A 17,803-nucleotide genomic window follows, 5' to 3' on the forward strand; every position below is an offset into this window, starting at 1 on the left:
CGCTTCGCGCAGCTTCAGGAAGCGTCCGGCCGGCCCGGGAGGCTGGGCGTCGGTGTCAGTTCGTGGGCCACGTTCCAGAGCGTCTCGAAGAGCTCCCGGCGGCGCCGGATGATCTCCCGTGCGTGGTCGCCGCTGTCCAGGGACCAGCGGGTCAGCATGGAGTCGTAGCCGAGGAGGTCCAGGAGATTGCCGTCGCAGGCCTCAGGGGCGCTGTTCGACGAGTAGTCGGGGCGTAAGTCGATCCTGTCGTAGATCCCCTCGTACACCACGTCGTTGTTGATGAAGTAGAGCTTGAGCGAGGGCGACATGTGCAGCACGCGGAATTCGACCGTCAGCCTCGCCGTCTGCCGAAGGCGCATCCGCGCTATCTGAGACGTCAGACTGCTCTCGTACTCAGCGATCTGACGCCTCAGCTGTTCGCGGAAATCAGGAGCGTCGGAGATCTTGCCACCGGTGTCCACCTGGCCGGGGACCTCGATCGCCTTGGTGAAGTCCGGTACCAGTAATCGTAGGCTCACGGTGCGCAGGGGATCCCTCCCCAGGCCTTGAAGAACGTTCCTCAGCGGGACGGCGAACGTCTCTCCAGTGAATCCCATCGCTGCGAGCCGGACCTCTCCCCCGGCTGCGAGCGCCTCCTCGAACTCTCGCTCCAGGTCCCTCGGCGTGACCGTCTCTCCCGCTCGCGGGCGCAGCAACGCATTCAGCCGCTGCACTTCATCGTCGAGCCGCCGCACCACCTGGTCGAGAGCATCCTCGTTCTCCCGCTGCGCCGTGTGCGCCGCGTTGAGGCGCTGCACTTCGGCGTAGAGCAGGTAGCCCACCACAGTGAGCAGGGCGCCGCCCAGGTAGACCTTGTCCTCCAGCGCGTCCCCGATGGGTTTCACGAACTGTGCCAGCAGTCCGAGTGCGAAGACGGCGGCCAGGAAGAGCTTCGTGACCGTGGACTCCGCGCGTCCCCATCCGGCAGCCAGTCTGTCGCTCCAGGACGGCCTTGTGTCCGACACTGATTCCCCCTGCCAGCCGCCGACTTGAACCGCGCCTGCTCATGGTGCCCGGTTGGACAGACCGTCAGGAAGGGGGCGGCTCCGAGTCCAGAACGTGCTGCTCCCCGACATCGACCGGGAGGGCGAGCACGGCCCGCATGACATCCGGAAACACCGACTGCACGTAGTCGAAGTCCGGATGGGCACCGAGGCATCCGAGGTCGGCCGACGCCCCGCATGGCTTGGTTCGTCGCGGGGCCCGAGCTGGGCGGAACCTGCGTCAGGGATCAGCCCGGGTGCCCGGCGTCCGCAGCGCGCCGCCGGCGCATGAGGGCCGTCATGATCTCCGTGTGGCTCGGCACCTCGGCAAGTTCGAGCGGCCCGGCCGCGGCGGCCAGGACTCTCTGCAGTTTCCGCGCGGCCCAGGGCAGAACCGCCCAGTTGAATCCGGTCCCGTCGCCCAGCGACATCGACACGCGAATGACGTCGGTGAAGACCGACTGCGCTCTCTTGAAGTCGAGGAGCACATCCAGGTCCTCCACCAGGCCGTACGAACCGCCCGGGTTGGCCTTCTCGACGACCCGGCTCCATTCCGCGGCCATACGGCGTTGCTGATCCTCCGGGTACCGCATCAGATACAGATGGGTGGCGAGGTCGTAGAGGGGATCGCCCAGCATCGCCAACTCCCAGTCGATGGTCCAGAGTTGGCCGCGGGAGTCGACGACGAAGTTCTTACGGTGCAGATCCGCGTGCAGCAGGCCGAAAGGGCGCCGCCGCAGACCGGACATCTTCTTCTTCAGACGGGTGAACGATTCACCGCGCACGCCGAGTTGGTCGAAGAGGTCCCCGAACTCCGCCAGGTTCTTCTCGTAGACCTGATCCTCTATGAAGACGATCAGACGCTCCAGGAATCCGTCCGTGTCACGGTCGTCGGCGCGGTCCTTCTGCAGGCAACGCCGCGGCACCCTTTCGAGCAGGTCGGGTCTGATCTCTGCCATCTGCCGGAAGAGCTCGACGATCTGGTCGAAGACCTGGTCGGAGACGCGCCGGCCCGCCCAGCGCCGGGTGGGGAGGGTGCGCCCCTCGATGAACCCCTGAAATCCCATGCCCGCGACATCGAGGACTTCGGGGATCCGGTCGACCTTCCCCTTCAGGGTGCGCAGCAGCTTCTCCTCCGACTCGAAGCAGCGCCGGTCGAACCAGAGGATCTCGGAACGCGGCTCACGGACCTTGACGATCTGCGTCCCACCGTCCAGCCGAAGCACATAAGTCTCATGGTGGTACCCCTTGAGCGGGCCCTTGATCACACCCCGTTCCCCGCCGCTCACTTCGTCGGCGAGTTGTTTGGTGTTGGAGGCAACTCGGGGTGGCATTTCTGGGTTCAGCTCGTTCCGGTGGAGCCCATGGGGTAAGAGGGGACGCACGTTACTCCACCGGCCCCGAGTAGCGCCCCGCGAACTCGGATATCAGCAGCTTCGGTCCCCGACATGGGCGAACCGGCGCACGCCCGAAGCTGCCGGCCAGGTACCCGCGCACCGATCGTCTCGTTGACAACCGACACCCCGAGGGCAGACCCGGGCGCGACGAAGACGAGGAATCCCATGGCGGACACCATCGACGACCAGGAAGCGCTACTGCACCTGCTCGCCCGCACAAGCGCCGTACTGTTCGACTTCGACGGGCCTGTCTGCCGGCTCTTTCCCAAGTCCACTGCCGGGATTGCACGGAAAATCAAACGAACAGCGGAAGAAGTCTGGGGCCCTCTCGACCGGGACGTCCGCGCCTGCGACGACTCCCACCACATCCTCCGGCCGTTGTGGCGCATGTACGAGCGCCTGTACGAGGAGCAGGCCCCGGAGCGGCGGCCCAGCCGCCGTCCGCTCGAGTTCGCCGAGAAGACCGTCGCCGAGGCAGAGAGCGCGGCTGCCGCCAACGCCGTTCCCACGGAACACTTCGGGGAGCTGGTGGCCCACCTGCGCAGGCTCCACCTGCGTCTCGTCGTCGTCAGCAACAACGCCGAGGGCGCAATCCTGAGGTGTCTCGACGGCATGGGTATGGCCCCCGAGTTCGAGGCGGTGTTCGGCCGGGACCCCCATGACGCCCGGCTCATGAAACCGGATCCCCACTGCGTCCTCCGCGCCCTCGCCCACCTTGGCACCCCCGCCCCGGCCTGCCTGCTGGTGGGGGATCAGCTCACCGACCTCACTGCAGCGCGGACCGCCGGGACCCGTTTCCTCGGCTGGACGCAGGACGAGATCCAGGCCAAGGAGATGGAGAGGGACGGATCGGATGCCGTCGTCTCCTCGCACCTGCCGTTGACGGCGGCCGCCAGGAGGCTCTTCGAAGCCGGGCACTCCGCGGAGTCGGTCAGCGACCGAGCAGTTCCCACACGGACGTGAACCAGGCCTGTTGCTTCTCCACGAACTCCGTGCCCTGGGAGGAGGGGTCGTCGTCCTTGACGTAGTGCGTGAGACCGGCGCCCAGACCGATCACGTCAAGGCCCTCGACCTCCAGGCCGCCGTCCAGTTCGAAGGTGCGCATATACACCTCGTACGGGCCCTCCAGAGCCTGCACGTTGTTGACTAGGTAGAGCTTGGAGTACGGAACCAGTCCAATGTGACGGATCTCGAGCTCCACCGAGGGGACCAGTTCCCGGACCTGCAGATCGCTCAAGAGGGTGCGCAGTGTCACCATGAGCCCACGCCTGAAGTCCAGATAGCGTTCCTTCAGGATTTCGTCGTGGGTGGGGTTACCAGTGCGCCAATACGGCATCTCGACCGACTCGGAGGGCAGCAGCACCCGCAGGGCTATCCGCTGCGGCGAGATGTGCCCCGCCCGGATCCGTTCCGCCTGCGTGCGGATGTGTGCACTCAGGGACTCCGCCGTCAACGTGAAGACGTCCAGGGTCACTTCGGTTTGCTCGAAGGCTTCGGCGACGAGCTCCCCCAATGTGACCTGGTGGCCGGGCTCCTTCTCGCTTCTCGGCGAGTGGATGCGCTGCTTCCAGATCACCCGGGATCCGCTGCCCTGACGCGACTCGATCCAGCGCTCGTTCTTGAGGTCCCTGAGTGCCCGCTGCACGGTGTCGCGGGAGACTTTCAGCTCTTTGGCCAGTTCCCGTTGCGTCGGCAGGCGCCCGTTCAGCGGATACGTTCCGTCGGCGATACGAGCCCGCAGCTCCGCAGCGACGCGGTCGTACTCCCTGCCGCCCCGCTCACCGGTCGAGGTGCTGCCAGTCACACCGCGACCGTACCGCAACTTGCCTGCCTGCGTTACTCGATCAGCAGCCAAGGGCATATCCAGATTAGTCAACCAGTCCAATTGGACTGGAAGTTGATCGCTCTTAGGAAAGCTGCAGGTAGGGGGAACACCGGCGATGACGACCACGATGATTGAACTGGCGATCGGCATATTCTTCATGGGCCTCGACCAGCTGGCCCAGTCGCAGTTCGGCGGACTCGGACTGCTGCTCCTGCTCCTTGTCGGGGTGGGAATCCGGACCCGTAACGGAACCTGTCTGTCCGTCGCGGCCGTACTCCTCGTCCTCGTGCTCCCGATGATCTCTGCCTAGTGGTACTTCGGCTGCCAGTACCGGACAGCAGCTGGCAGGCCCTGCCACTCGGCGAGCGGGCCAACTACCAGGACGGGTAGGCGTGCAGTCGGCCAATCAAGGCCGGTTCACCAACGAATGGCTAATAGGCGCACTGCCATCAGCCGGGGCCGGAGCGCGGTGTCCCACCGTCCGATGACAGCGCGATCGTCATCGCCGGGTCGCGTGCATGCTGTGCCACTTCCCCAGGGCTTCCACGATCTGCATCGGGTCCGGTACATGATCGAGCCTCAGGGGCTCACGGGCCCGGTGCATGGCCCGGCTCACCGTTCTCCCGCCGCCCGGAAGTGCTGCTCCCCGGCATCGGCCGACAGGGCCAGCGCGGCCCGCATGACATCAGGGAACACCGATTGTGCGTATTCGAAATCCAGGTAGGTGCCGAGGTCCTCGCGCAGGCCCTCGGTAAGGGGGCCGAGGTCGGCCTCCTCCATGGCCTTGGCCCACAGGGCGATCATCCGCTGCCGTTCGTCTTCGCTGTACCCCATCCGCACGAGGTGCGTCGCCAGGTCGTGGCGGGGATCGCCGTATATCGCCAGCTCCCAGTCGATCACCGGGATCCCCTTGCGGTGGAGGACGACGTTGGCGCGGTGGACGTCGGTGTGCAGGAGGACGAAGGGGCGGCGAGTCAGGCCGCGGTGGTTCTTCTTGAACGTCGTCATCGCGTCCAGCGGGATCCCCACGGCGTCGAAGAGGTCACCGAATCGGTCGCGGTTGGGTAGGTGTACGCGGTTCTCAGTGAAGTCGACGAGCCAGTGCAGGAATTTCTCGCTCTCGCCGTCGGCCGGCCAGTCCTCGGGGGGCGCCGGGAGTTCCTCGGCCGGCACCTGAGCAGTCCGGACGAAGAACGCCGCGAACTCACGCATCAGCTCGTCGTCGATACGGCCGTCGGGATTCCGCTCGCTGAGGGCCTGTGCCTGAGATAGCGGTGCAGGGAGCGGTCGCCCGGTACGGCCAAACCGCGCGGCACTTCACTCAGATGGCGGCAGACGACCTTGAGCACATCGACCTCACTGGGCCAGATACGCGGAACGACTTCCACCGTCTTCAACGGCACCCGGTACTTGAACCGCACGAAGGGCGCGATGCCGAGCAGCACGGCGAGGATCAGCCCGACCCGCAGGACGTAGTTGGTGTTGTGGTGGCCTGTGAGCACAGCAGCCGCGCCTCGGCGGCGCCGGGCCTCCCAGAGGCGATGCGCCAGGCGATGCGCTGGCGATTGGCGCTTTTCGTGAGGCTGCGGGGGCATGATGGAGCGAGGTTAGCGGCTCCGTCTGTGGGACAGACTAAAGAGCTCATCACTTTCCAGCTCACAACTTTCCACGTGAGCGAAATGTGGCTATTCGCACCGATCCGGGGCAATCATCCCCGCAATGCCTCCAACAACGGCTCCAACGACCCCACGATGTCCGTCGCCCCGGCGACCTGGAGCAGCTTCTCCTTGTGCTCGTTACGCGCGTAGCCGAGGAAGGGGACTCCGGCCTGGCGGGCCGCCTCGCAGTCGGTCGGGGTGTCGCCGATGAACAGGGCGCCGGTGGGGGCCACGCCCATGGCTGTCAGGGCGCGGTTGAGGTAGTGGGGGTGGGGCTTGAGGTACTGCAGGTCCTGGGTGCGGCCGTAGATGTGCGGGAGGAAGCAGTCGAGCAGGCCGCGGCCTGTCAGGTAGGCGTGGACGACCTTCGGGGAGTTGTTCGTGGCTATCGCCAAGCGTGCGCCGACCGCCTTCCAGGTGCGGATCAGCGGGTCCGCGTACGGGGTCGGCTGGGCCTTGGGGACCGCCCGCAGTTCCTCCTGGGTGAGACGTTCCTCCACCTCCACCACCAGGTCGCTGGCGGGGTGCCGGCGGTCGACCGCGCGCAGCACGGCATGGGGATCCTCGGTGTCCCGCTCGTCCTCCGTGAGGAGATCGTGCAGCCCCCGGCCTTCGAGCCAGTCCACCAGGTCGGTCGCCACCCCTTCCGCCGAGTGCCCGGCGAACAGCCGGCAGATCGGTCCGTCGAAGTCCCAGAGCACGACGCGGGCGTGCCCGATCAGCTCCTGCAGTCTCTCGGTCTGTGCCGCCATCGGATCAGTCTGCGTCGTGTCACTAGTCACTAGGAGAGTGTCAGGTCCGTCGTGATGGTTTCCCAGAGGGCGTCGAACCACTTCTGGGATTCCTCCACGAACGCGGCGTCGCGTTGGCCGGCCCGCTGCAGGAAGGAGAAGAGGAGCGACTGGGAGCCCAGGGCGTCGTACATCTCCAGGGTCTGGCTCTCGTACTCCTCCTCGCGTTCGGTGAGGACGTAGTAGCCGAGCAGGACTTCCTCCCCGTTGAGCACGTACATCTTGATCGGCGGGGTGAAAGGCAGGGCCCGGAAGGTGACCTGGACGTCGATGCCGTGTGTGGACCGCAGGGCCATCAGGTTGTGCTTGAGCACCTGCACCTGGGCATTGCGCATCGACAGCCAGCGCTGGTGGACCGGGTCGTCGTCACTGCGGCCCTCGACCAGCACCGGAAAGGCGAGGTTGATCTTCCGGGAGGGCACGAGAATGCGCACGGCGATCGTCTCGGGGCGGATGCTCCCCTCGTGTATCTGGCGGACCGGTTCACCGAGGGCCACCATCAGTGTCTCCGCCGTGTGGCACACGACGTCGATGTGTACGTGCGGTTCCGCGAAAGCTACTTTGAGGCGCGGCGCCAGCCCCACCATCGTCGGCTGCGGCTCCCCCCGAGCGGGCGCCGGCGGCTCCGCGATCCGTGGGGGGCTTCCCTTGCTGACATTGGTGAGCAACCCGTCTTGCTGGAGGGCGCGCAGGGCCTGGCGGACGGCGCCGCGTTCCACGCCGAACTCGTCTGCCAGTTCGGCCTGGGTGGGCAGGCGGTCTCCGGCCTTGAGGTCGCCGTTGTTGATCCGTTCCCGCAGGATGTCGGCGATCTCCTGGGGCGAGAGCCTTCTGCTGCCGTTCACTGCCACGTTCTCCTGGGTCACGACCAAACGCTACAACTCGGATCCATCTACGGGGAGTTGTTTCTGACTTGTTTATGAGTGGCTGCCAAGTGGGGATAACTTAGTTGAAGTTGGTTGCCAACTTGGTCCACTTGGCGGAAGTTTTGCTTCCTTGGACTTCCTTGGGCTTCCTTGGACTTGGACTTCCTCGGATCCGCCTCACCCCCCACGCACCGTCCCGCCCCGCGAAGCCTGAAGGGGGAACCACCATGCCCGTCCTCGCCCTCCTCTCCGCCGTCTTCGTCGTCGGCATCGAGCAGACCGTTCAGTGGAAGTACGGCGTCACCGGCATCATCGGTCTGCTGCTGCTCACCATAGGCATCAAGGCCAAGAACCCGGCTGTCAGCTCCATCGGGGCCGTCGTGCTCGCCCTGCTGGTCGCGGGGCCCGCTCTATGAGCGGAAGGCGGCCCGCGGCCCGTTCGGCCGCTGCCTCAGTCGCTGTGGGAGACATCAGCTCGTGAGCACAAGCTCCGAACTGATCGTCTCCCACAGTGCGTTGAACCACAGGTGCGACTGCTCGACGAAGGTGGTGTCGCGCAGGCCGGGGCCCTGTTCGAAGGCGAACAGCATCGACTGGGTGCCCTCGGCGTCGTACATCTCCAGGTACTCGTGGTCGATCTCCTCCTCGCGCCGCGTGAGCGTGTAGTACGCGAAGAGCGCCTCCATGCCGTTGAGCAGGTACAGCTTCACGGGCGGGGTGAAGGGCAGGGCGCGGAAGGTGACGTTCACGTCGATGCCGTGGGTGGCGCGCAGGGCCAGCAGGTTGTGCTGGAGCACCTGGCCCTGGGCATTGCGGTTGGCCAGCCAGCGGCGCTGCAGCCGGCCGTCGGCGGACGGGTCCACCGGGATCGGGAACGCCAGATCGATGTCGCGGCTCGGCAGCAGTACGCGGACGTCCAGCTTGGCCGGTTTCAGCTGTCCGGCATGGATCCGGCGCAGCGGTTCGCCGATGGCGAGGGTCAGCGAGACCGCGGTCAGACAGAGGGCGTCTATCTCCACGTGATGCGCGGCGAAGGCGTCCGCTATGCGCGGGGCCAGGGCCACCGTGGTCGGCAGCGGCGGGGCTCCGGGGCCGGTCAGGGCCCTGCTCAGGCCCAGGTCGGGGGCGACGGTCGCGGGTGCGCCCTTCGACACGTTGGTCAGCAGGTGCTCCGCCTGCAGGATGCGCAGGGCCTGGCGTACCGCGCCGCGTTCGACGCCGAACTCGTCGGCCAGTTTCGCCTGCGTGGGCATGCGTTGACCCGGTTTGAGCTCGCCCGACCTGATGCGGGCGCGCAGCTCGTCTGCCACGTCTCGGTGTGACGTCTGTGACGTCTGTGGCCGCTGCGACCTCTTCCGCCCATTGACGGAGGCGTGTTTCGGGTCCACGACCAAACACTACAACTTCCCGCCATCTTTGGGCAGTTCCAGGGAAGGTGGTTATAAGCCGCTTCCAAGCGGAGATAAGTACAGAGAAGTTGGTCGCCAACTTCAACAACATGGTCAAACTTCTGGAGGGTTGGCCGCAACCAGGGGTCCGCCTCCCCGTCCCGAAGGAGGGACCGTCATGCCGCTCATCGCCCTCGCCGTCGCCGCCCTCGCCATCGGATTCGAGAACCTCGTCCAGTGGAAGTACGGACCGATGGGCATCATCGCCTTCGCCGCCCTGTCCATCGGACTCAAGGCCAGGAACACCACGATCAGCGGCATCGGAGCGGTCATCCTCGTGATGCTGCTCGCCCAGTCCGGCTGAGCCCGGCCCGGCCGAACCTGACGGGTTCGCCGACCCAGGATCCGGCTGGCCGGGCTCCCCTCCGGAGGGGAGCCGGGAGCCCGGTCAGTCTGCACCAAGCGCACAGCCACAACCGAACACCGACAACTGAACAGCTCCATCAGTACAGCCACAACTGAACAGCTCCACCCGTGAGAACACGGTCACAACTGAACGGTCACAACTGAAGAGCACAGCTACGGATGAGTCGTCAGTCGTCCTCGGAAGGAAGGGGCTCAGAACATGTCCGGGCACCAAGGCCGCCTGGACGTACGCAGCAGGGCGTCGGCCACTCGGGCGGCGCCCGCTCGTTCTTCCTGCACCCGGCCCAGCGCCGCCAGCCGCACGACCGACTCGTCGCCCAACCACAGCTGCCCCAACTCAGCGATGTCCAGCGTGAGTTCGGCGCTCTGGGTGGTCGGCGTGCAGGACGCGCCCTGCGCCGACGCCTCCAGCCGGTAGCGGCCGCCCGCCAGGCCGGCGCGGTCGGCGAGCTCCAGCACCAGGGAACCCGAACCCTCGTACGTCCGCGACTCCAGCGCTCGTACGACATCCAGGATCCGCACCCACAGCCAGTCCGCGGCGCTGGTGATGCGGGCGGCCCTCGGGTCGGGGAGGAGGAGGGGGAGCAGGTCGTCGGGGGCCCGTTGTCCGCTCTTGACCTGGGTGACCCAGTCGATGGAGCACAGGTAGCTCCACAGGGCGCGCTCGGCGGCCGGGGTCGCCGCGATCAGGCTCCGTACGGTCGCCGTGTCCAGCGGCTGCTTGGCGTCGCCCCACTTGTCGTCGACCTCGTAGGCGACCAGGCCCTCGACCTCGCCGTCCGCTGCGCGGTACACGGCGAAGAACGGCTCGGTCCACTTCGGGTCGACCCGAACGGCGCCCGTGTGCTGCAGCCACCACCGGTCGCCGCGGCTGACGGCGCCGGGGGTGGCGCGGCGGACGCGGTCGTGGAGTTCGGGGCCGAGTTTGCGGACGTCCTCGGGGTCCACGAGGTCGATACGGCCGCCGTCGGCCGGGCGGGACCAGCGGGGGTCGAGGCCTGAGCGCGGGACGTCCACGGTCCACTCGGCGGCCGTGGTGGCGGGGCCGAAGCCGTAGCGGCCGTAGATCGGGTACTCGGCGGCGATGAGCGTGGCCACGATGTCGCCGCGCTCCTTGGCGGTGGTGAGGTCCTGGCTCATCATGCGGGTGAGCAGGCCGCGGCGGCGGTGGGTGGCGGTGACGGTGACGGCGGAGATGGCGTTGGCGGGGACGGGGGTGCCGCCGACCGCGGTGACCTCCTGGTCGAAGGAGCGGAAGGTTGCTACGCAGCGGGGGCCGTCGAAGGCGCCGAAGTATCGATTCGGCTCGAACTGGGGGCGGCGGGCTTCGAGTTCGGGTTCCCAGACGTGGGGCTGCTGTACGAATCCCACTTTCACGGCGCGGATCCACTCGGGGAACTCGGGCTCGGTGATCGGGCGGACGTCGATGTCGGGGTGCGCCGGGGTCATGGGATCACGGTAGGTGGAGCGTGGGGTGGTGTCGCGCGGATTTCCTCGCCCCTGCCGCCCCTACCCGTCCCATCCCCAGGGGCTGCCGCCCCTTCGACCCCACCAGGGGCTCCGCCCCTGCACCCCTCGCGGGGCTTCCCCCGGACCCCTCTTCGGCGCTCCGCCCCCGCACCCCGTTTCGGGGCTGCCCCCGGACCCCGATCGGACTGAACGGCCTCGTCCTCAAACGCCGGACGGGCTGGAGAGCACGGCCCGACGCTACGGCGACCACGCCCCCGACCCCAAACACCAGACAGGCCGGAGTGCACCGACCGTCGCTACGACGACCACACCCCCACGGGCGGGCAGGGGATCGGGACGGCAAACCTCGACCCCCGAACACCAGCCAGGCTGAATGGCACTGCCCGGCGCTACGACAACCACGCTCCCCCGGCCCCGAACGCCGGACAGGCACGGGGCGCCGACCGGCGCTACGGCCGACACGCCCCACGGCGGCCTCAGCACCGAACGCCACACCGGACGGAGTCCACGAAGCGCCTCTACGGCGGACACCCCCGCCAGCCTGCGGAGCCCGGAACGGGAAGGACGTCCCAGGGCTCAGATCAACAGGTCGTCGACCTGGGCCTCCCCCTCGCGGTAGCGGCGGGCGATTTCGCCGCTGCAGTTGTCCGTTGTCCGCTGGAGGCGTTGGCGCCTGAGGGACACCTGCTGTTCGTAGCGGACCAGTCGGCCCATCGCCGTGTTCAGTTCCAGGTCGGTGCGCGCGGCCAGGTCGGAGAGTTCGACCTCGGCGAGCATGTCCGCGGCCAGCTGCCCGTACTCCTCGTTGTACGGCGTGCCCAGCGTCACATGGCGGGCGGAGGAGCGGTGGCGGGCCGGGGCGTCCGTGAGGATCTCCGGCAGCCGTTCGACCACGGAGCCCGCACCTGCCGGCGAGCGGCGGGTCAGTTCCGCCCGCAGGATGTCGATACGGCCCTGCAGCAGCCGCCGCACATAGCTGAGGTCGGCCTCCTCGCGCTGCGCGTCCCGGCGCAGGGTGCGCAGTTCGGGCAGGCTCAGCACGGCCAGGCCGTGCTCGGGCGGGCCGGCGGGCAGTTGCGGGCCGCCCGAGCCGTCACCACTGTCCCCGCCGGTCGCGCTGTCCGGGCTGTCCGTGCGCTGCGTGGGCGGACGCAGAGGTCTCCGCTCTCCTGTACGAATCAGCGAGACTGCCCCAGGAGGCTGCCCAATACTCGGTGTGCTCATGTGCCTCAACCGTCCCCTCGACCGGCGTGTGGAAGCATCGTGCCACCCCAAGTGGCCGCTATGTGACCGAGTGCCCCCGATCGGCCCCAGATGGGGGGTTAAGGATCAAAAGGAAGGTCCAGTCGGGCACCCTTCAGGGGTCTCCCCCAGGCGTCTCCCGGGCTCCTCCGGCCCGTTTCCGGGCGCACGGCATGATGGGTTCATGCGTGCAGTGGTGCAGAGAGTGGACGGCGCGAGCGTCGTCGTCGACGGTGAGACGGTCGGGGAGATCATCGGCGAGGGGCTTTGCGTCCTTGTCGGGGCGACGCATGAGGACACCAAGGAGAAGGCCGCCCAACTCGCGCGCAAACTCTGGTCGATCCGCATGCTGCAGGACGAGAAGTCCTGCAGTGATGTGGATGCGCCGCTGCTGGTGATCAGTCAATTCACCCTGTACGGGGATGCGCGCAAGGGGCGGCGGCCCACCTGGAACGCCGCCGCTCCCGGCGAGGTCGCCGAACCCCTCGTCGACGAGGTCGTCGCCCAGCTGCGAGCCCTCGGCGCGACGGTGGAGACGGGTCGTTTCGGCGCGCAGATGCGGGTGTCGCTGACCAACGACGGACCCTTCACCGTGCTCGTGGAGATCTAGGTGTATTGACCCGGACCCGGCGCCTACGGTTCTACGACCGTCTCCTGCGCCGCCGCCGTATCGCCCGCCACCAGCCGCGCGTCCACCGGCACGTTCCGCTTCACCAGGGCCAGCGCGACCGGGCCCAGCTCGTGGTGGCGTACGGAGGTCGTGATGAAGCCGATCTTGCGGCCGTCGGGGTCCTCGTCGGCGAGGCGGAGCTCCGTGCCGGGGGTGGGGAGGTGGACCTCGCTGCCGTCCAGGTGCAGGAACACCAGGCGGCGCGGCGGCTTCCCGAGGTTCTGCACGCGCGCCACCGTCTCCTGGCCCCGGTAGCAGCCCTTCTGCAGGTGCACCGCCGTGCCGATCCAGCCCAGCTCGTGCGGGATGGTGCGGTGGTCGGTCTCGAAGCCCAGGCGCGGGCGGTGGTGTTCGACGCGGAGGGCCTCGTAGGCCAGGATCCCGGCCGGAGGGCCGGCCTTATCCGCGTACGACTCGAGGTCCGCGCGCGGGAGGAACAGGTCGCGGCCGTACGACGTCTCGCGTACGGCGACGCCGTCCGGCACCTCCGCGATCGAACCGGCCGGCAGGTGTACGACCGCGAACTCGGCCGTCCGGTCGGCGACTTCGACCTTGTAGAAGAACTTCATCGACTCCAGGTACGCGATCAGCGCGTCCTGCGTGCCGGGCTCGACGTGGGCCCAGACCGTCTCGCCGTCGTCGACCAGGTAGAGCGCATGCTCGATGTGACCGTGCGCGGAGAGGATCAGCGCCTCGGTGGCCTGGCCGGCCGGGAGGTCGCTGACGTGCTGGGTGAGGAGCAGGTGCAGCCAGCTCAGGCGGTCCTCGCCGGTCACGGTGACCACCCCGCGGTGCGAGAGGTCGACGAAGCCGGTGCCGTCGGCGAGGGCGCGCTGCTCACGGAACAGTTCGCCGTAGTGGGCGGCGACGCCTTCGTCCACGCCCTCGGCGGGGACGGCGCCGGGCAGGGACAGGAGGGGGCTCTTCATATGCACAAGCCTACGACTCGGTAGTTGAACTCTTCAGCGCACAGTCCCGGCACCTGCCGAAGATCGCGAAGTGCTTCATGTCCGTCTCGAAGCCGAACTCCCGACGCAGCTTCGCGGTGAACTCGGCGGCCACCGACACATCGGCCTCGATCACGTTCTGGCAGTCCCGGCAGACCAGGTGGATGTGGTGGTGGCGGTCCGCGAGGTGGTACGTCGGCGCGCCGTGCCCCAGGTGGGCGTGGCTGACCAGTCCGAGCTCCTCCAGCAGCTCCAGCGTCCGGTAGACGGTGGAAATGTTGACCCCCGACGCCGTCTTCTTCACTTCCGTGAGGATGTCGTCGGGGGTCGCGTGCTCCAGGGCGTCCACGGCTTCGAGCACGAGTTGCCGCTGCGGCGTCAGCCGGTAGCCGCGCTGCCTGAGGTCGCTCTTCCAGTCGGTGCTCACCACACCGAAGAGTCTAGAACTACTTGTACTTGTCAGAACTACTTGAAAAACGCGGAGCCGTACTACTTGCGGAGCCGTACTACTTGCGGAGCCGTACTACTTGAAGAACGCGATGCCGTCGTCCGGCATGTCGTCCGGCAGGGCCTTGGCCCAGCGCTCGACGTCCTCCGGGGTTACGACCTTCTTCAGGTGCGCCGACATGTAGGGGCGCAGCTCGACCTCGGGGGTCTGCTTCTCGCCGACCCACATGAGGTCGCTCTTCACGTAGCCGTACAGGCGCTTGCCGCCGCTGTACGGGCCGGAGGCGGCCGTCCGGGCGACCGCGTCCGTGACCAGGTCGATCTGCGGCTTCTTGTCGGCCATCTCGCCGTACCAGACCTCGACGACGCCGTCGTCGCGGACCATCGTCACCTCGACCTTGCGGTCGGCGTCGATGCGCCAGAAGCCGTGCTCGGTCTCCAGCGGCCGCACCTTGTTGCCGTCGTTGTCGAGCACCCAGGTGCGGGACTGGTACTCCAGGAAGTCCCGGCCGTCGTGGCTGAAGGTGACCTCCTGCCCGAAGTTGCACTTCTCGGCACCGGGGAAGTCGTGCACGCCCGCGCCCGCCCAGTTGCCGAGCAGGAAGGCGAGGGGGACGAGGTCCTTGTGGAGGTCGGACGGGATCTCGATCATGGGTCGGCAGTTCCTTGATGGGACCTTGATGGGGGTCAGCGCTGGCCCTGGTACAGCTTCTTCACGGTCAGCCCGGCGAAGGCGAGGACGCCGACGCAGACCAGGACCAGCAGGGCTTCGAAGAATGCCTCAAGCACGGGGTGCTCCTTGATGAGCTGAGGGTGGGCGGTACACAAAGGCCGGGCCCCAGCTTACGCGGCCGGGGCCCGGCACTCCTTGTGAGGTACGCCCAAGCGGGACTCAGCCGAGCAGCTCGCTCTGCAGGGCCACCGTCTGCCGGAACGGTACGGCCTTCGCCCCGCCCTTCCTGGACTGCACGATCACCGCGAGAACGTCACCGGCGGAGAGGTATCCCTGCCGGGTCTGTTCGGCGCCGCGCGGCCTCTTCTCGATGTAGACGGAGTACTCGACGTTGTGGTCGTGGGCCTCGGCCGGGAAGTCCGTGTCGAAGACAGAACCCTCCGTGCCGCGCAGCTGCTGCCGGGGGCCGTCGATCGGGGCCTCGTGGGAGAACAGGTCGTCGACGACCTCCGCCGTGCCGAACTGCAGCAGGTAGACGCGGGTGCGCGTGCCGTCCGGAGTGGTCCAGCCGCGGGCCGCGATGTGCCGCAGACCGTCGTCGACGAACTCCTGCCGCAGGTCGTCGCGGGCGGACCCCGGCGCGTACTCGGCCAGGAAGTCCTTCGTCGCCAGCCAGCCGTCCTTGCCGCGCAGCTTCTTGTCCTGCACCGCTCCCTCGGGTGCGGGCAGGACGAGTTCACGCAGGTCGGCATAGTGGGCACCGGCCGTGTTGTCCTCGGCGAAGGGCTCCGGGCTGCCGGACGGCAGCGGCGCCTTGACGAGCGTCGGGTAGTCCCAGCGCCCGTCCGCCTGCGTCGCCAGTCCCGGTACGTCGGTCCGCTTCATCGCCGCGATGCCGTACGCCGTCCCCGCACCGGCCACCGCGAACACCACGACGGCGGCGGTCCAGCGGAGGGCTGCGCGCAGGACACGACGGTCCTTCTTCACCGGGGTCGGGGCCGGGCCAGGGGCTGGGTCCTGGACGGGGGCCGGGTCCTGGGCAGGGGCCTGTGGCTGGACAGAGGCCGGGTCCTGGACAGGGGCCGGTGGTTGGTGGGGCGGCGCCATGACGGCCTGCGGCGCGGCCTGCACGGCGGGCTCGGCCTGCACGGCGGGCTCGGTCTCCACTGTGGCCTCGACCTGCACTGCACGCTCGGTCTCCACTGTGGCCTCGACCTGCACTGCACGCTCGGTCTCCACTGTGGCCTCGACCTGCACTGCACGCTCGGTCTCCACTGTGGCCTCGACCTGCACTGCGGCCTCGACCTGCACTGTGGGTTCGGTCTGCTCGGTCATACGGCCTCTCCCGGCTCGGCGATGCGGTCGAGCTGGTCCTTCAGGAGCTCTGCGATCCCCTTGGAGTCGAACGGCTTGACCCCGTCCGCGGTGACGGTGACCAGGACGTTTCCGCGGTAGGCGGAGCAGAGCATCGCCTCGAGGTGCTCGTGGGAGTCCTTGCGCGGCAGGAAGCACGCGGCCTCCTTGTAGCCCTCGATCTTCGGGCCCTTGCGGAAGCCGCCGAGCCTGCCGAGGAACTCGTTCTGGGACGCCGAGATGTTCCGGACGGCGGCCCTGTTCTTCATCTGGGACAGCTGGATGTTCACGGCGACGGCGGTGTCCGAGAAGAACTCGGCGCCGGCCCCCTTCACATAGCTGCGCATCGCCATGCCCTCGATGTGCTGCCTGTCGATCAGCTTCTCCAGCTGTCTGCGCTGGGTGCGCGGCAGGTCCCGCAGCGACTCCTTGCGCAGGGCGGTGGCCTGGGCACCGCTGAGTTCGGTGTCGGCGGCGAAGTTGCCGAGGTCGGGACCGCGCTTCCAGCCGTTGGTGTAGGTCAGGAGCATGCCGGAGAGCCCCTTGGCGCGGGCCTTCTTTTCGTCGTCGGCGCTCTTTTGCTTCGGGAACTTCCAGACGGCCGCACCGGCGTCGCGATCGGCACCGTTCACGGTGACGACGGTGTAGCCGACGCCGGCGGCAACTGCCACGGCGAGCAGGGCGGACCCGGCGACGGCGGCGATACGGCCGCGTCGGCGTGGCTTGCCGACGGGGGCTGCGGGCACCGCGGGGGCGCCGGGCTCCACGGAAGCCACAGTGGGCTCAACCGGCTCGGCCGGCTGCTCGTTGACGTTCTCGCTCACAGCCGCTCCATCTGCCGCTCGGCCAGGTCCATGATCCTGGCCTTGGTGATCGGCCTGCTGTCGTAGATCCAGACCTCCATGGCGATGTCACCGCGGTAGGCGTGGGCCTCCGCGCTGTACAGCGGCACATAGCCGGCCTTGCCCTCCGGCCGGTTGTGGACGTACGCCATACCGCTCCCCGTTCCGGGGACGGACCAGCTGTCGGTGGCGGACTTCCGGTCCGCCCAGTACTGGCCGTTGTCGCTGGAGTCGGCGGCCTCCAGGGACTCCTGCTGGCGGAACTGGACCAGCCGGATCTCCACGGTCTGTCTGCCGTCGGTCTCCCAGCCGGTGACGGCCGCGCGGCGGAACTCGTCGCGGACGAGGTTGCCGAACATGGTTCCGGGCTTCTCGAAGTCCTCGGCGTACGCGGTCAGGTCCATCCAGGCGTCGCCGCCCAGCCAGGGCGCCGCCTTCGCGCCGCGCGGCTTCTTGAGCAGCAGCTTGCGCAGGTCACCGTCGGTCTTCACCTGACGGTCCTGGGCCGCCGACAGTGGCTCGGGGGCCTTGCCCGTCGCCTGTGCGAGCTTGGGCTGGGACAGCGGGGGCAGCGCCGTCGGGCTGCGGTCGGCCTGGATCAGGTAGCCGGTGCAGGTGCCGGCGACCACGCCGAGGAGTGCGGCACCGGCGATGAGCAGAGCGGTGCGGCCGCGGCGGCCGGGCACGGCGGGCGCATCCGGCGCAACCTCCGCAACCGGTGCTTCGACCACCTCTTCGGTTACTTCCAACACGTCCCCCCACAAAGTTGAAGCGCGCATTCCGTAC

Annotated in this window: 21 protein-coding genes; 5 read left to right on the forward strand and 16 right to left on the reverse strand. The window is 68.0% G+C overall.

Translation table 11 applies throughout. From position 1 onward, the window contains the following. Positions 1-14 precede the first annotated feature (14 nt). Together EDD92_RS22475 and EDD92_RS22480 are read right to left on the reverse strand one after the other, a co-directional pair. Positions 15-1,004, reverse strand: a complete 990-nt coding sequence (locus EDD92_RS22475; protein ID WP_123965996.1) for an ATP/GTP-binding protein — start codon at positions 1,002-1,004, stop codon at positions 15-17. Positions 1,005-1,270: 266 nt separating this feature from the next. Beyond that, on the reverse strand, positions 1,271-2,356 hold the full coding sequence (locus EDD92_RS22480) for an aminoglycoside phosphotransferase family protein (protein WP_123965997.1): 1,086 nt from the start codon (positions 2,354-2,356) through the stop codon (positions 1,271-1,273). 228 nt (positions 2,357-2,584) lie between these two features. On the opposite strand from EDD92_RS22480, the gene EDD92_RS22485 reads away from it, so the two are divergent. Beyond that, complete coding sequence (locus EDD92_RS22485; RefSeq protein ID WP_123965998.1) at positions 2,585-3,382, forward strand: HAD family hydrolase; 798 nt, start codon at positions 2,585-2,587, stop codon at positions 3,380-3,382. On the opposite strand, the gene EDD92_RS22490 is transcribed toward EDD92_RS22485, so the two are convergent. Then, positions 3,351-4,223 carry a GntR family transcriptional regulator gene (locus EDD92_RS22490; protein ID WP_260326683.1) on the reverse strand — a complete coding sequence of 291 codons (873 nt, stop codon included), beginning with the start codon at positions 4,221-4,223 and terminating at the stop codon, positions 3,351-3,353. The two genes, EDD92_RS22485 and EDD92_RS22490, sit on opposite strands and share 32 nt — an antisense overlap. A 136-nt stretch (positions 4,224-4,359) precedes the next feature. Between EDD92_RS22490 and EDD92_RS22495 the strand changes: the two genes are divergently transcribed. Next, positions 4,360-4,554 carry a hypothetical protein gene (locus EDD92_RS22495; RefSeq protein ID WP_260326684.1) on the forward strand — a complete coding sequence of 65 codons (195 nt, stop codon included), beginning with the start codon at positions 4,360-4,362 and terminating at the stop codon, positions 4,552-4,554. Between the two features lie 302 nt (positions 4,555-4,856). Here the strand turns inward: EDD92_RS22495 and EDD92_RS51240 are convergent, their stop codons facing one another. The 4 genes from EDD92_RS51240 to EDD92_RS22510 all read right to left on the reverse strand — a co-directional run bounded on the left by EDD92_RS51240 (position 4,857) and on the right by EDD92_RS22510 (position 7,565). After that, positions 4,857-5,456: an aminoglycoside phosphotransferase family protein gene (locus tag EDD92_RS51240; RefSeq protein WP_260326686.1), complete on the reverse strand. Its 600-nt coding sequence runs from the start codon at positions 5,454-5,456 to the stop codon at positions 4,857-4,859. Beyond that, complete coding sequence (locus EDD92_RS51245) at positions 5,456-5,746, reverse strand: hypothetical protein (protein WP_260326687.1); 291 nt, start codon at positions 5,744-5,746, stop codon at positions 5,456-5,458. The genes EDD92_RS51240 and EDD92_RS51245 overlap by 1 nt, the downstream gene beginning before the upstream one ends. Before the next feature lie 206 nt (positions 5,747-5,952). Then, a complete protein-coding gene (locus tag EDD92_RS22505) occupies positions 5,953-6,735 on the reverse strand; it encodes an HAD family hydrolase (protein WP_399183692.1) in 783 nt (260 codons plus the stop codon). Further along, entirely contained in the window at positions 6,684-7,565 is an 882-nt protein-coding gene (locus tag EDD92_RS22510) for a FadR/GntR family transcriptional regulator (protein WP_123966000.1), read from the reverse strand. Before EDD92_RS22510 ends, EDD92_RS22505 begins: the two co-directional genes overlap by 52 nt. Before the next feature lie 221 nt (positions 7,566-7,786). Between EDD92_RS22510 and EDD92_RS22515 the strand changes: the two genes are divergently transcribed. Continuing rightward, positions 7,787-7,975 (forward strand): hypothetical protein, encoded by a 189-nt coding sequence (locus tag EDD92_RS22515; RefSeq protein WP_030941504.1) that lies wholly within the window; start codon positions 7,787-7,789, stop codon positions 7,973-7,975. A 54-nt stretch (positions 7,976-8,029) separates the two neighbouring features. Here the strand turns inward: EDD92_RS22515 and EDD92_RS22520 are convergent, their stop codons facing one another. Then, positions 8,030-8,953: a GntR family transcriptional regulator gene (locus tag EDD92_RS22520; RefSeq protein ID WP_123966001.1), complete on the reverse strand. Its 924-nt coding sequence runs from the start codon at positions 8,951-8,953 to the stop codon at positions 8,030-8,032. A gap of 172 nt (positions 8,954-9,125) precedes the next feature. On the opposite strand from EDD92_RS22520, the gene EDD92_RS22525 reads away from it, so the two are divergent. Continuing rightward, entirely contained in the window at positions 9,126-9,311 is a 186-nt protein-coding gene (locus EDD92_RS22525; RefSeq protein WP_030941508.1) for a hypothetical protein, read from the forward strand. Positions 9,312-9,565: 254 nt separating this feature from the next. Here EDD92_RS22525 and EDD92_RS22530 read toward each other — a convergent pair whose 3' ends face one another. Beyond that, positions 9,566-10,822: a GNAT family N-acetyltransferase gene (locus EDD92_RS22530; RefSeq protein WP_123966002.1), complete on the reverse strand. Its 1,257-nt coding sequence runs from the start codon at positions 10,820-10,822 to the stop codon at positions 9,566-9,568. Positions 10,823-11,419: 597 nt separating this feature from the next. Beyond that, positions 11,420-12,067, reverse strand: coding sequence for an aerial mycelium formation protein (locus tag EDD92_RS22540; protein ID WP_123966004.1), 648 nt, complete (start codon positions 12,065-12,067; stop codon positions 11,420-11,422). Between the two features lie 202 nt (positions 12,068-12,269). Between EDD92_RS22540 and dtd the strand changes: the two genes are divergently transcribed. Further along, positions 12,270-12,695, forward strand: coding sequence for a D-aminoacyl-tRNA deacylase (dtd, locus tag EDD92_RS22545; RefSeq protein ID WP_123966005.1), 426 nt, complete (start codon positions 12,270-12,272; stop codon positions 12,693-12,695). Between the two features lie 23 nt (positions 12,696-12,718). On the opposite strand, the gene EDD92_RS22550 is transcribed toward dtd, so the two are convergent. The 6 genes from EDD92_RS22550 to EDD92_RS22580 all read right to left on the reverse strand — a co-directional run bounded on the left by EDD92_RS22550 (position 12,719) and on the right by EDD92_RS22580 (position 17,796). After that, entirely contained in the window at positions 12,719-13,684 is a 966-nt protein-coding gene (locus EDD92_RS22550) for a folate-binding protein YgfZ (RefSeq protein ID WP_123966006.1), read from the reverse strand. Positions 13,685-13,694: 10 nt separating this feature from the next. Next, positions 13,695-14,132: a Fur family transcriptional regulator gene (locus EDD92_RS22555; protein WP_123966007.1), complete on the reverse strand. Its 438-nt coding sequence runs from the start codon at positions 14,130-14,132 to the stop codon at positions 13,695-13,697. A gap of 93 nt (positions 14,133-14,225) precedes the next feature. Then, positions 14,226-14,801, reverse strand: coding sequence for an FABP family protein (locus EDD92_RS22560; RefSeq protein WP_030941519.1), 576 nt, complete (start codon positions 14,799-14,801; stop codon positions 14,226-14,228). 240 nt (positions 14,802-15,041) lie between these two features. Continuing rightward, positions 15,042-15,929 carry a hypothetical protein gene (locus EDD92_RS22570; protein ID WP_260327325.1) on the reverse strand — a complete coding sequence of 296 codons (888 nt, stop codon included), beginning with the start codon at positions 15,927-15,929 and terminating at the stop codon, positions 15,042-15,044. Positions 15,930-16,153: 224 nt separating this feature from the next. Further along, positions 16,154-16,999, reverse strand: a complete 846-nt coding sequence (locus EDD92_RS22575) for a hypothetical protein (protein ID WP_123966008.1) — start codon at positions 16,997-16,999, stop codon at positions 16,154-16,156. Continuing rightward, on the reverse strand, positions 16,996-17,796 hold the full coding sequence (locus tag EDD92_RS22580; protein ID WP_123966009.1) for a hypothetical protein: 801 nt from the start codon (positions 17,794-17,796) through the stop codon (positions 16,996-16,998). Before EDD92_RS22580 ends, EDD92_RS22575 begins: the two co-directional genes overlap by 4 nt. Positions 17,797-17,803 lie beyond the last annotated feature (7 nt).

The sequence above is a fragment of the Streptomyces sp. TLI_185 genome (genome assembly GCF_003814765.1).
Taxonomy (GTDB): Bacteria; Actinomycetota; Actinomycetes; order Streptomycetales; family Streptomycetaceae; genus Streptomyces.

Bases quoted from the DNA above. Each gene is read 5' to 3' on its own strand.
- EDD92_RS22480 (WP_123965997.1), bottom strand. From the start codon at position 2,356: ATGCCACCCCGAGTTGCCTCCAACACCAAACAACTCGCCGACGAAGTG.
- EDD92_RS22485 (WP_123965998.1), top strand. From the start codon at position 2,585: ATGGCGGACACCATCGACGACCAGGAAGCGCTACTGCACCTGCTCGCC.
- EDD92_RS22495 (WP_260326684.1), top strand. From the start codon at position 4,360: ATGACGACCACGATGATTGAACTGGCGATCGGCATATTCTTCATGGGC.
- EDD92_RS51240 (WP_260326686.1), bottom strand. From the start codon at position 5,456: ATGCGTGAGTTCGCGGCGTTCTTCGTCCGGACTGCTCAGGTGCCGGCC.
- EDD92_RS22515 (WP_030941504.1), top strand. From the start codon at position 7,787: ATGCCCGTCCTCGCCCTCCTCTCCGCCGTCTTCGTCGTCGGCATCGAG.
- EDD92_RS22525 (WP_030941508.1), top strand. From the start codon at position 9,126: ATGCCGCTCATCGCCCTCGCCGTCGCCGCCCTCGCCATCGGATTCGAG.
- EDD92_RS22530 (WP_123966002.1), bottom strand. From the start codon at position 10,822: ATGACCCCGGCGCACCCCGACATCGACGTCCGCCCGATCACCGAGCCC.
- EDD92_RS22540 (WP_123966004.1), bottom strand. From the start codon at position 12,067: ATGAGCACACCGAGTATTGGGCAGCCTCCTGGGGCAGTCTCGCTGATT.
- dtd (WP_123966005.1), top strand. From the start codon at position 12,270: ATGCGTGCAGTGGTGCAGAGAGTGGACGGCGCGAGCGTCGTCGTCGAC.
- EDD92_RS22550 (WP_123966006.1), bottom strand. From the start codon at position 13,684: ATGAAGAGCCCCCTCCTGTCCCTGCCCGGCGCCGTCCCCGCCGAGGGC.
- EDD92_RS22560 (WP_030941519.1), bottom strand. From the start codon at position 14,801: ATGATCGAGATCCCGTCCGACCTCCACAAGGACCTCGTCCCCCTCGCC.
- EDD92_RS22570 (WP_260327325.1), bottom strand. From the start codon at position 15,929: ATGGCGCCGCCCCACCAACCACCGGCCCCTGTCCAGGACCCGGCCTCT.
- EDD92_RS22580 (WP_123966009.1), bottom strand. From the start codon at position 17,796: ATGCGCGCTTCAACTTTGTGGGGGGACGTGTTGGAAGTAACCGAAGAG.